Here is an 11,937-nt window from a genome sequence, read left to right as displayed (position 1 = left end):
GGTAGCTGCTACTTGCGTCGTGCCGCCGCCAATCGGGCGGCGAACTCCGGTGACTGGATCGATCGGGCCTGCGGGCCCAACTCGGTGCGCTTGGCGAGTTCGTGGTGCTCATTGTCGAGTGACCCCGGGCTTGCGGTGGCGCGCATGGTGGCTTTGGTTGCCAGCACGACCTCACGCGGGGCGGCGGCGGGTCCGGCGGCCAGTTCGAGCGCGGCGGCCACGGGATCCTCGGCGACCCGCAGTGCCAACCCATGCGCTACCGCCGCCTCGGCGTCGAAGCGCATGCCGAACAGCAAGGTTGCCCGGGCGACCTGTGGGCCGACCGCCCGGTGCAGCATCCAGGTCGCACCCCCACCGGGGTGGATGCCCAGCTTCTGGAAACGGGCGTCGAACATCGCTGCGGGCCCGGCGATGCGCACGTCGGCAGCCAGCGCCAGGTTCAGCCCGGCTCCGACGGCGGCGCCGTTGACCGCCGCGATGGTCGGCAGGCTGCAATCGCCCACCGCCATGAAGCCGTCGTAGAGCCGTAGCAAACCCGGCTCGGCCTCGCCGCCGACCCCAGCGCCCAGCGCACTCAGGTCGGCTCCGGCGCAGAAGGCCCTGCCCGCCCCGGTGACGACGACCGCGTGCACATTGGGGTCGGTTTCGGCGCGCTCCACTGCTTCGCGCAACAGTGCCGATATCTCTTCGGTGACGGCGTTACGTCGATCCGGGTCGTTCACGGTGATCAGCGCGACGCGGTCGGCGATGCTGAATAGGACCGGGTCGGGTTGGGCCATCGGGCACCTCCGTGGTTGCGGGTTTGCTCACTCACGTCACTGACGTCGCAGAGGAAACGGGTGTTTCAACTTCAGTGCCCCCGGCACGACTCGAACGTGCGACCTAGGGATTAGAAGGCCCTTGCTCTATCCACCTGAGCTACGGAGGCAATGCGCAGGTCAGTCTATCTAACCGCGGCAGTCAACGGTGCCGCGCGACACAAAGCGCGCGAAAGGTCTTCGGCTGCGCCAATTATCCGTTATTGTGTGATCCTCGACACACGTACAACATCGGTTGGCAACCAGCCGTTTACCGCAACGACGCGTGTGCCTGACGTCGAGGGGTGGGCTTTGTTATGTGCATCGCCAGTGTGACTTCGCGGTGCTCGCGGGCCGGTGCCGAGGCATTGCGGCAGGGAGCGCAGCTGGCGGCCGAAGCGAGAGACACATGCCGGACCGGCGCCCTGCTGCTTCGTGGATCACCGTGCGCCATTGGTTGGGTCGCGGGCTGGCTGTCCGCGGAGTTTCCGGCCCGCGTCGTGACCGGGCATGCGCTGTCCCGCATATCTCCGCCGTCAATCTGTCGGGTCGCCACCACGTGGGCGGCGCAGCGGGCGGATCAAGTCCTCACCGCGGCGCTCAAGGATGCGTTCGGCCCAGACTTCCGTGACCTGGTGTGGCATCCGAGCGGTGAGCAGTCCGACGCCGCACGCCGCAGCGGACTGCTACACCTGCCGCAAATTCCCGGACCCCATCGCCGGTACGCGGCACAGACCTCGGACATTCCGTACGGGCCGGGTGGCCGGGAGAACCTACTCGACATCTGGCGGCGTCCCGATTTGGCACCCGGCCGCCGGGCGCCGATCCTAATCCAGGTCCCCGGAGGGGCGTGGGCCATCAACGGCAAACGCCCGCAGGCGTACACGTTGATGAGCCGGATGGTGGAGCTCGGCTGGATCTGCGTCTCGATCAACTACAGCAAGAGCCCGCGTTGCGCGTGGCCGGCCCACATCGTCGACGTGAAGAGGGCGATTGCGTGGGTTCGCGAGAATATCGCCGACTACGGTGGCGACCCCGATTTCATCGCGATCACCGGCGGGTCTGCCGGCGCGCACCTAGCCGCGCTGGCCGCGCTCACGGCGAATGATCCGGCGCTTCAGCCCGGCTTCGAGAGCGCCGACACGGCGGTCCAAGCGGCGGCGCCCTACTACGGCGTCTACGACCTCACCAGCGAAGAGAACATGCACGAAATGATGATGCCGTTCTTGGAGCATTTCGTGATGCGCAGCCGCTACGTCGACAACCCGGATTTGTTCAGGGCGGCGTCGCCGATTTCACACGCACACGGCGGCGCTCCGCCGTTCTTCGTGTTGCACGGGGAGAAGGATCCTATGGTGCCCAGCGCACAATCCCGCGCCTTTAGCGCGGCGCTGCGCGACGCCGGCGCCTCGACGGTGTCCTACGCTGAACTCCCCAACGCCCACCACGCGTTCGACCTCGCGGCCACCGTCCGATCGCGGATGGTCGCCGATGCCGTCTCGGACTTTTTGGGTGTGGTCTACGGGCGACGCATTGGCGCTCGGGTGGGTCCGCTGGCGCTTTCGGCGTCGCCGGCCAGCTGAGCCTGGTTGTTTCAACTGGGCTGCCCAGCACGAGCTTTCGTCGTCGTGGCCGCGGCACCGGTGCGCCGATCGGAACGCAGCCCGCGACCGGCTTTCACCACCGCGCCAAGCGGACTAGCGTTGTGTTGGCACTATGGTGCTGGTTGTGGCGGGTCGGAGGCAGGAGGTTGATCGGCGGTGACAGATTTGGCGCGTCGAGGTACCCGGCCCGCGTGGGGCCGTGATCATGGCTGAGTCCGGCGATTCCCCTGGGTTGTCCGACGAGCTTGGGCCCCTCGACTATTTGATGCATCGGGGCGAGGCAAATCCACGGACTCGTTCGGGGATCATGGCGCTGGAGCTCCTCGACGCGACGCCGGACTGGGACCGCTTCCGGACCCGATTCGAAAGCGCGTCGCGGCGGGTGTTGCGGCTGCGGCAGAAGGTCGTGGTGCCGACCCTGCCGACCGCGGCACCGCGCTGGGTGGTGGACCCGGACTTCAACCTGGATTTCCATGTGCGTCGGGTACGCGTGTCCGGGCCCGGCACGTTGCGTGAGGCATTCGATCTCGCCGAGGTGATCTTGCAGTCTCCGCTGGACATATCGCGCCCACTGTGGACGGCCACCCTGGTCGAGGGTTTGGCAGACGGCAAAGCCGCGATGCTGCTGCACGTCAGCCACGCGGTCACCGACGGCGTCGGCGGTGTGGAAATGTTCGCGCAGATCTATGACCTCGAGCCCGATCCACCGCCCAGGCCGACGCCGCCGCAACCCATTCCGGAGGATCTGTCGCCCAACGACCTGATGCGACAGGGCATCAACCACTTGCCGATCGCCCTAGTCGGCGGTGTCCTGGACGCAGTGTCCGGGGCGGTATCGATGGCTGGGCGGGCGGTCCTGGAACCGGTGTCCACCGTATCGGGAATCTTGAGTTACGCCATGTCCGGCATGCGGGTGCTAAACCGCCCCGCCGAGCCCTCGCCGCTACTGCGCAGGCGCAGCCTGACCACCCGTACCGAGGCCATCGACATCCGGCTCTCCGACCTGCACAAGGCCGCAAAGGCCGGTGGCGGGTCGATCAACGATGCCTACCTCGCGGGTCTGTGTGGTGCGCTGCGCGGCTACCACGAGGCCCTGGGCATGCCGATCAGCACACTGCCGATGGCGGTGCCGGTGAACCTGCGGGCCGAAGGTGATGCGGGCGGCGGCAACCAGTTCACGGGTGTCAACTTGGCGGCGCCGGTAGGGACCGTCGATCCGGTGGCGCGGATGAAGAAGATCCGGGCGCAGATGACCCAGCGTCGCGACGAGCCCGCGATGAACATCGTCGGTTCCATCGCACCGGTGCTGAGTATCTTGCCGACAGCCGTGCTGGAGGGGATCACCGGTTCGGTGATTGGCTCCGACGTTCAGGCCAGCAATGTTCCGGTCTACCCGGCTGACACCTACCTCGCCGGTGCGAAGATATTGCGGCAGTACGGTATTGGACCCTTGCCCGGTGTGGCGATGATGGTGGTGCTGATTTCCCGGGGCGGGTGGTGCACCATTACGGTGCGCTACGACAGGGCGTCGGTGCGAAACGACGAATTGTTCGCCCGGTGCCTGTTGGAGGGTTTCGACGAGATCCTTGCGCTGGCTGGTGATCCGGCGCCGCGCGCGGTGCCGGCTTCGTTTGGCGCCCAGGCGGCCGGTTCGGTGCCTCGATCGGTGTCGGGCTCATGAGCGCCGCCGAAGAGCAGGCCGACGGGCGCGGGGCGCGCAAGTCGGCGCCCGACTTGCGCCTGCCCGGCTCGGTAGCCGAGATTCTCGCCAGCCCCGCCGGCCCGAAGGTCGGTGCCTTCTTCGACCTGGACGGCACGCTGGTCGCCGGCTTCACGGCCGTCATCCTCACCCAGGAGCGACTGCGGCGCCGCGATATGGGTGTGGGCGAGCTGCTCGGTATGGTTCAGGCTGGACTGAACCATCGGCTCGGGCGGATCGAGTTCGAAGATCTCATCGGAAAGGCCGCTTCGGCGCTGGCCGGGCGGCTTTTGACCGACATGGAGGAGATCGGTGAGCGGTTGTTCGCCCAGCGGATCGAGTCCCGGGTCTATCCGGAAATGCGTGAGCTGGTCCGGGCTCACGTGGCGCGCGGTCACACCGTGGTGCTCAGCTCGTCGGCGTTGACCATCCAAGTTGGCCCGGTCGCACGTTTCCTGGGGATCAGCAACATGCTCACCAACAAGTTCGAGACCAACGACGATGGGTTGCTCACCGGTGGCGTGCTGAAACCGATCTTGTGGGGTCCCGGCAAAGCCGCTGCGGTGCAACGCTTTGCGGCCGAGAACGACATCGCTCTTAAAGACAGCTACTTCTACGCCGATGGTGACGAGGACGTCGCCTTGATGTATTTGGTGGGCAATCCGCGGCCGACCAACCCGGAAGGCAAGATGGCCGCCGTCGCGAAGCGACGCGGCTGGCCGATTTTGAAGTTCAATAGTCGTGGCGGTGTGGGCATCCGGCGGCAGTTGCGGACACTAGCCGGTTTCAGCACCATGTTCCCGGTCGCGGCCGGTGCGGTAGGGATTGGCGTGCTGACCGGTAGCCGGCGCCGTGGCGTGAACTTCTTTACCTCCACCTTCTCGCAGCTGCTGCTGGCGACCAGCGGCGTGCATCTGAACGTCATCGGAAAAAAGAATCTGACCGCTGCGCGTCCCGCCGTCTTTATCTTCAACCACCGCAACCAGGTTGACCCGGTCATTGCCGGTGCGCTGGTGCGCGACAACTGGGTCGGGGTGGGCAAGAAGGAATTGGAAAGCGACCCGTTCATGGGCACGCTCGGCAAATTGCTGGACGGAGTGTTCGTCGACCGAGACGATCCGGTCGCCGCGGTACAGACACTGCATACCGTCGAGGAGCGGGCCCGCAACGGTCTGTCGATCGTGATCGCCCCCGAAGGCACCCGGCTGGACACCACCGAAGTCGGGCCGTTCAAGAAGGGGCCCTTCCGCATCGCCATGGCAGCGAAGATCCCGATCGTGCCGATCGTGATCCGCAACGCGGAGATTGTCGCTTCGCGAAATTCCACCACGATCAACCCAGGTACGGTCGACGTCGCGGTGTTTCCGCCGATTTCCGTGGACCAATGGACCCTGGAAACGCTGCCCGATCGCATCGCCGAGGTGCGCCAGCTGTATCTGGACACGCTCGCGGATTGGCCGGTCGATGGATTACCCGAGGTCGACCTGTACGCAGAGCGGAAAGCCGCGAGACGAGTCAGGTCGCGCCCCGCCAAGAGCACCGCGGAAAAGAAGCCGCCCAAGACCGCCGCAGAAAAGGCCGCAACTGCGCGCGCGAAGAAGGCAACAAAATCCACGGCCGCGCGCAAGAGTTCCACACCCAGAGGACGGCCGTGACAAAACCGGTGGCCGATACCAGCGCGGTCCTCACCGCTGAAGACACGCTGGTGCTGGCGTCCATGGAGTCGCCGGTCGAAGTGCAGCTGGTTATGGATTGGCTTGGCCAGCAGCGTGCCCGCAATCCCGAGGCGAAGATCGACGTATTGAAGCTGCCACCCCGCAGTGCGCCGCCGGCGGCGCTGACGGCGCTTGTCGAGCAGCTCGACTTCGACCCCGCATCCAGCCCGGAATCCCGCGAGGATCGTTCGATTGTTCCGGTCCGGGTGTTCTGGCTTCCTCCCGCCGATCGCAGCAGGGCCGGCAAGGTGGCCGCGCTGCTCCCGGGCCGGGATCCCTACCATCCCAACCAACGTCAGCAGCGTCGCATCCTGCGCGCCGATCCCCGGCGCGCGCGGGTGGTGGCCGGCGAGTCGGCGAAGGTGTCCGAACTGCGCCAGCAGTGGCGCGACACCACCGTCGCAGAGAGCAAGCGCGATTTCGCCCAGTTCGTCACCCGCCGAGCGCTGTTGGCATTGGCGCGCGCCGAGTACCGGATCCTTGGACCGCAATATAAGTCTCCCCGGCTGGTGAAGCCAGAGATGTTGGCGTCCGCACGATTTCGGGCCGGCCTGAAACAGATCCCCGGCGCCACGATCGAGGAAGCCGGGAACATGCTCGACGAACTCTCCACTGGGTGGAGCCAGGTGTCGGTAGACCTGATTTCCGTCCTCGGCAGGCTGCTCAGCCGCGGATTCGATCCGGAATTCGACTACGACGAGTATCAGGTCGCAGCTATGCGCGCCGCGCTGGAATCTCATCCAGCGGTCCTGCTGTTCTCACACCGGTCCTACATCGACGGCGCGGTGGTACCGGTGGCCATGCAGGACAACCGGCTACCGCCGGTGCACATGTTCGGCGGCGTCAACCTGTCATTCGGCGTGATGGGACCCCTGATGCGGCGCTCGGGGATGATCTTCATCCGGCGCAACATCGGCGGCGACCCGTTGTACAAGTACGTGCTCAAGGAGTACGTGGGTTACGTCGTCGAAAAGCGGTTCAATCTCAGCTGGTCCATTGAGGGCACCCGGTCGCGCACCGGAAAGATGTTGCCGCCCAAGCTCGGCCTGACGAGCTACGTGGCCGACGCCTACCTGGACGGCCGCAGCGACGACATCCTGTTGCAAGGGGTTTCGATCTGTTTCGACCAGCTGCACGAGATCACCGAGTACGCCGCCTACGCGCGCGGCGCCGAGAAGACACCCGAGGGCTTGCGCTGGCTCTACAAGTTCATTAAGGCGCAGGGTGAGCGCAACTACGGAAAGATCTACATCCGCTTCCCCGAAGCGGTCTCGATGCGCCAGTACCTCGGCGCACCGCGCGGCGAGCTGACCCATGATCGGGCTGCGAAACGGCTTGCGTTGCAGAAGATGTCGTTCGAGGTTGCCTGGAGGATTTTGCAGGCTACGCCGGTGACCGCGACGGGTTTGGTGTCCGCGCTGCTGCTCACCACCCGCGGGACCGCGTTGACGCTTGATCAGCTGCATCACACGTTGCAGGACTCACTCGACTACCTCGAGCGCAAACAAACGCCGATTTCGACCAGCGCGTTGCGGCTGCGCTCGCGCGAAGGTGTCCGCGCTGCGGTGGATGCGTTGTCCAACGGACATCCGGTCACCCGGGTTGACAGCGGTCGGGAGCCGGTGTGGTACATAGCGCCTGACGACGAACACGCAGCGGCGTTTTACCGGAACTCGGTGATCCACGCATTTTTGGAGACCTCGATCGTCGAGCTGGCACTGGCCCATGCAAAGCACGCCGAAGGAGACCGCGTCGCGGCTTTCTGGACCCAGGCGATGCGGCTGCGGGACCTGCTGAAGTTTGACTTCTATTTCGCGGATTCCACGGCGTTTCGTGCCAACATCGCCGAAGAGATGGCGTGGCACGAACGTTGGGAAGATCATCTTGGAGCCGGGGGCGACGAGATCGACGCGATGCTGTATGCCAAGCGACCGCTGATGTCGGACGCGATGCTGCGGGTCTTCTTCGAGGCCTACGAGATCGTCGCTGACGTGTTGCGCGATGCTCCAGCGCACATCGATCAAAAGGAATTGACGGAGTTGGCGCTCGGGGTCGGCCGTCAGTATGTGGCACAGGGCCGGGTCCGCAGCAGCGAACCGGTATCGACGCTGCTGTTCGCCACCGCACGCCAGGTTGCCGTCGATCAAGATTTAATAGCGCCGGCGGCAGATCTCGCCGAACGCAGGATCGCTTTCCGGCGGGAGTTGCGGAACATTTTGCGGGATTTCGATTACGTCGAGCGGATCGCCCTCAATCAGTTTATCGCCCGGGAGTTCAAAGCGCGTCAGGGGCGCTGCGAAGACAATCGCGACGTCTAGCCGCGGGCTTTCGCCAACTGCGCGGCACGGCCGGGCACCCCCGACTCCGGCGTGCTCGCGGGTTGTGCGGCCACCTCGGTCCATCCCGGAGGGCGCAGCAGGTAGCCGAGGCGGCCTCGCCACGTCCGTGAGCGGCGAACGTCACCGAGCATTGCCGCGAACTCGTGGAAGTTGACCTTGATCGGATTGTGGGTAGCGATGTTCTTTGTCAACCCGAAGCGGACGGGTTCACCCTCCTCCGCGTAGCTGCCGAAAAGCCGGTCCCACACGATGAAGATGCCCCCATAGTTCTTGTTGAGGTAGGGATTGTTGGCGCCGTGGTGCACACGATGGTGGGACGGCGTGTTGAACAGGTATTCGATCGGCCTGGGCAGCCGGTCGATCCGTTCGGTGTGGATCGGGTATTGGTAGAAGATCACGATGGCGTGGCAACCGAAGATCATCCAGACCGGGAAACCGACGAGTGCCAGCGGCACGTACACGACCGCCGACAGGAAGAACCACCCGGGGACTAGCCAGGGTGTCCGCAAACCCGTCGATAGATTGAAGTGCTGGCTGGAGTGGTGCACGCTGTGTGCGGCCCAGAAAAACCGAATGCGGTGTGCTATCCGGTGTTTGACGTAGTAGGCCAGGTCGGTCAGCACCAACGCGGACACCCAGACCCACCACTGTGCTGCCGGCAGGTGTATCGGTGTCAGCGCCGCCGCAAGCACGACGAACGGGACCCCGGTGAATTTGCCTAGCGGGCGGGTGACGCGCGCCAGGGCGTAGACCGACAAACTCGTGGCGGTGTCACGCGCTGACACGCCGACTCGCTGCCGGGTGGGGTTCTTATCCAGGCGGTAGCTGAGGAACTCGATCCCCATCAACACCAGTATCCCGACCAGCAACGTTAGGACGAGGTCTGCCATAGATCACCTACTGTCACGAGCCCCGCTCACCTGGGGCTCCGAACGAGTCGCGCCGCCCAAACCGGCTAGGCGATGTGCCTTGGCGAAGGGACCGCAGCCTCCGACGACGGCGCGGGAGCCAGCTCGCCCGAGCATCCGATCTCCGGCATTGGAGTCGGTTCCAACTGGTCTACGCAGCTCGTCGCGAAAAGCACGAACAACCCGGTGACCACCGCGCCGGCGAGCCAAATTAGCAGCCTCCTTGGGTTCTTAATCTTCATTTTGTCGCTCCTTCGATGGCGCTTTTGGTTGCGGTACATCGCCGTGGTGCAAGCCACAGTCACCGGGATGTTATCGCCGTAGCCGCGCCCCATTGGGCCGTTTGCGAATACTGAGCGGGGGGTTTGGTCTGATTTCCAAGATTCGAAGCGCCCGCACACTAATCCACAGTTGCGCCGTTACCCACAGGCGCACCGTGCGGCGACGGTTTGTCGCCGCACTTGTCAGTGCGGCCGGGGTGAATAGCGGTCGATACCGGGTTAGGCGTTCGCGGGGATTTCCCCGGTAGCCGACTCGCTAACGCGCCCGAGATTGCCCGCAACCAGAAACCAACTAGGAAAGGAAAGAGCAAATGTTCGAAACATCACTGACCGTGGTCGGTCACATCGTCAACGATCTGCAGCGCCGCAAGGTCGGTGCCCAAGAGGTGGTTAGGTTCCGGGTGGCCAGCAATTCGCGCCGGCGCACCAGTGACGGCGGTTGGGAGCCCGGCAACTCCCTGTTTATTACCGTCAACTGCTGGGGAAGGCTTGTCACCGGGGTGGGCGCGGCGTTGGGCAAGGGCGCACCGGTGATTGTGGTGGGTCATGTGTACACCAGCGAGTACGAGGACCGTGACGGCATACGTCGCTCGTCGCTTCAGATGCGGGCGACGTCGGTGGGGCCCGATTTGTCGCGGGTGATCGTGCGCATCGAGAAGCCGGCCTACACCGGCCCGAGCGCCGATGACCCCACGGCGGCCACGACAACGGGGGCGTCCGGGGTCGCCGGCGCCGCCGATGTGCCAGCCTCCGCGGTTGACCCGGTTCCCGATGTGGCGGTCGGGGACGCCGCCGCTAGCCCCAACCCGCTGCCCATGTCGGCTTAGGGGTCGACTCGGCGCTGTCCGGCGGTGCCTAGGATGGTCCGCGAGGTAATCCGAAAGACCAGAAAGGCAACACCCCGGCATGGCTGAGTTCATCTACACGATGAAGAAGGTCCGCAAGGCGCACGGCGACAAGCTGATCCTCGACGATGTCACGTTGAGCTTCTTCCCCGGCGCCAAAATCGGCGTGGTTGGTCCCAACGGGGCCGGTAAGTCGAGCGTCTTGCGGATCATGGCCGGACTGGACAAGGCGAACAACGGCGACGCCTTCCTGGCCACCGGCGCCACCGTGGGCATCCTGCAGCAGGAGCCGCCGCTGAACGAGGAGAAGACCGTCCGCGGCAACGTCGAAGAGGGCATGGGCGACATCAAGATCAAGCTCGACCGCTTCAACGAGGTTGCCGAATTGATGGCCACCGACTACTCCGACGAGTTGATGGAGGAGATGGGCCGGCTGCAAGAGGAACTGGACCACGCCGACGCTTGGGACCTCGACGCACAGCTCGAGCAGGCCATGGATGCGCTGCGCTGTCCGCCGCCGGACGAGCCGGTAACCAACCTGTCCGGTGGTGAGCGCCGTCGCGTCGCGCTGTGCAAACTGCTGCTATCCAAACCCGACCTGCTGTTGCTCGACGAGCCGACCAACCACCTCGACGCGGAAAGCGTGCAGTGGCTCGAACAACATCTGGCCGGCTACGCCGGTGCGATCTTGGCCGTCACCCACGACCGGTACTTCCTGGACAACGTCGCCGAATGGATCCTGGAGCTGGATCGCGGTCGTGCATATCCCTACGAGGGCAACTACTCGACCTACCTGGAGAAGAAGGCCGAGCGGCTGGCGGTGCAAGGGCGCAAAGACGCCAAGCTGCAGAAGCGGCTCACCGAGGAGTTGGCCTGGGTGCGGTCCGGGGCCAAAGCACGCCAGGCCAAGAGCAAGGCGCGGCTACAGCGCTACGAGGAGATGGCCGCAGAGGCGGAGAAGACCCGCAAACTCGATTTCGAGGAAATACAGATCCCGGTCGGGCCCCGGCTGGGCTCGGTGGTGGTCGAGGTCGACCACCTCGACAAGGGCTACGAGGGACGCACCCTGATCAAGGACCTGTCATTCACCCTGCCCCGCAATGGCATCGTTGGCGTCATCGGGCCCAACGGGGTCGGCAAGACGACACTGTTCAAAACCATCGTCGGGCTCGAGGAGCCGGACAGCGGCAGCGTCAAGGTCGGCGAGACCGTCAAGCTGAGCTACGTGGACCAGGCCCGTGCGGGCATCGATCCGAAGAAGACCGTGTGGGAAGCCGTCTCGGACGGTCTGGACTACATCGAGGTCGGGCAAACCGAAGTGCCGTCGCGGGCATACGTGTCGGCGTTCGGGTTCAAGGGGCCGGACCAGCAAAAGCCGGCCGGGGTGCTGTCCGGTGGCGAGCGCAACAGGCTCAACCTTGCGTTGACGCTCAAGCAGGGCGGCAACCTGATCCTGCTGGACGAGCCGACCAATGATCTGGACGTCGAGACCCTGGGCTCGTTGGAGAATGCTCTGGTGAACTTCCCCGGTTGCGCCGTGGTGATTTCGCACGATCGCTGGTTCCTCGACCGCACGTGCACACACATCCTGGCGTGGGAGGGTGACGACGAAAACGAGGCCAAGTGGTTTTGGTTCGAGGGCAACTTCGGTGCCTACGAAGAGAACAAGGTCGACCGACTCGGTGTCGAAGCCGCGCGTCCGCATAGGGTTACCCACCGCAAGCTGACGCGCGACTAATGTCAGCTCTG

At 64.9% G+C, this 11,937-nt stretch carries 8 protein-coding genes, 1 tRNA gene and 1 pseudogene; 6 read left to right on the top strand and 4 right to left on the bottom strand.

Going from position 1 to position 11,937, the window contains the following annotated elements; all coding sequences use genetic code 11:
- Positions 1-8: 8 nt before the first annotated feature.
- Positions 9-779, bottom strand: coding sequence for an enoyl-CoA hydratase (locus AADZ55_RS15965; RefSeq protein ID WP_085324446.1), 771 nt, complete (start codon positions 777-779; stop codon positions 9-11).
- Between the two features lie 75 nt (positions 780-854).
- Positions 855-928, bottom strand: a tRNA-Arg gene (locus AADZ55_RS15960).
- Positions 929-1,114: 186 nt separating this feature from the next.
- Between AADZ55_RS15960 and AADZ55_RS15955 the strand changes: the two genes are divergently transcribed.
- The 4 genes and pseudogenes from AADZ55_RS15955 to AADZ55_RS15940 all read left to right on the top strand — a co-directional run bounded on the left by AADZ55_RS15955 (position 1,115) and on the right by AADZ55_RS15940 (position 8,133).
- Positions 1,115-2,380 (top strand): alpha/beta hydrolase, encoded by a 1,266-nt coding sequence (locus AADZ55_RS15955; protein ID WP_085324447.1) that lies wholly within the window; start codon positions 1,115-1,117, stop codon positions 2,378-2,380.
- A gap of 226 nt (positions 2,381-2,606) precedes the next feature.
- A complete protein-coding gene (locus AADZ55_RS15950) occupies positions 2,607-4,082 on the top strand; it encodes a WS/DGAT/MGAT family O-acyltransferase (RefSeq protein ID WP_085324541.1) in 1,476 nt (491 codons plus the stop codon).
- Positions 4,079-5,752 (top strand): annotated as a pseudogene (locus AADZ55_RS15945) (HAD-IB family hydrolase); the annotation flags it as partial. The gene AADZ55_RS15950 and the pseudogene AADZ55_RS15945, both read left to right, overlap by 4 nt.
- Positions 5,752-8,133 carry a glycerol-3-phosphate 1-O-acyltransferase gene (locus tag AADZ55_RS15940; protein WP_085324449.1) on the top strand — a complete coding sequence of 794 codons (2,382 nt, stop codon included), beginning with the start codon at positions 5,752-5,754 and terminating at the stop codon, positions 8,131-8,133. The pseudogene AADZ55_RS15945 and the gene AADZ55_RS15940, both read left to right, overlap by 1 nt.
- On the opposite strand, the gene AADZ55_RS15935 is transcribed toward AADZ55_RS15940, so the two are convergent.
- Positions 8,130-9,044 carry a sterol desaturase family protein gene (locus AADZ55_RS15935; RefSeq protein ID WP_085324450.1) on the bottom strand — a complete coding sequence of 305 codons (915 nt, stop codon included), beginning with the start codon at positions 9,042-9,044 and terminating at the stop codon, positions 8,130-8,132. The two genes, AADZ55_RS15940 and AADZ55_RS15935, sit on opposite strands and share 4 nt — an antisense overlap.
- A 65-nt stretch (positions 9,045-9,109) precedes the next feature.
- Entirely contained in the window at positions 9,110-9,304 is a 195-nt protein-coding gene (locus tag AADZ55_RS15930) for a hypothetical protein (RefSeq protein WP_085324542.1), read from the bottom strand.
- A gap of 350 nt (positions 9,305-9,654) precedes the next feature.
- On the opposite strand from AADZ55_RS15930, the gene AADZ55_RS15925 reads away from it, so the two are divergent.
- Positions 9,655-10,170 carry a single-stranded DNA-binding protein gene (locus AADZ55_RS15925; RefSeq protein WP_085324451.1) on the top strand — a complete coding sequence of 172 codons (516 nt, stop codon included), beginning with the start codon at positions 9,655-9,657 and terminating at the stop codon, positions 10,168-10,170.
- A 79-nt stretch (positions 10,171-10,249) separates the two neighbouring features.
- The gene (ettA, locus tag AADZ55_RS15920; protein WP_085324452.1) at positions 10,250-11,926 is read left to right on the top strand and encodes an energy-dependent translational throttle protein EttA; all 1,677 of its coding nucleotides are present in this window, start codon (positions 10,250-10,252) and stop codon (positions 11,924-11,926) included.
- The last annotated feature ends 11 nt before the right edge of the window (positions 11,927-11,937 follow it).

Origin of the sequence: Mycobacterium decipiens (assembly GCF_963853665.1) — a bacterium.
In the GTDB taxonomy this organism is placed as follows: Bacteria; Actinomycetota; Actinomycetes; order Mycobacteriales; family Mycobacteriaceae; genus Mycobacterium; species Mycobacterium decipiens.
Note: the sequence above shows the minus strand (reverse complement) of the source record. Positions and strands in the feature narration are given on the sequence as shown.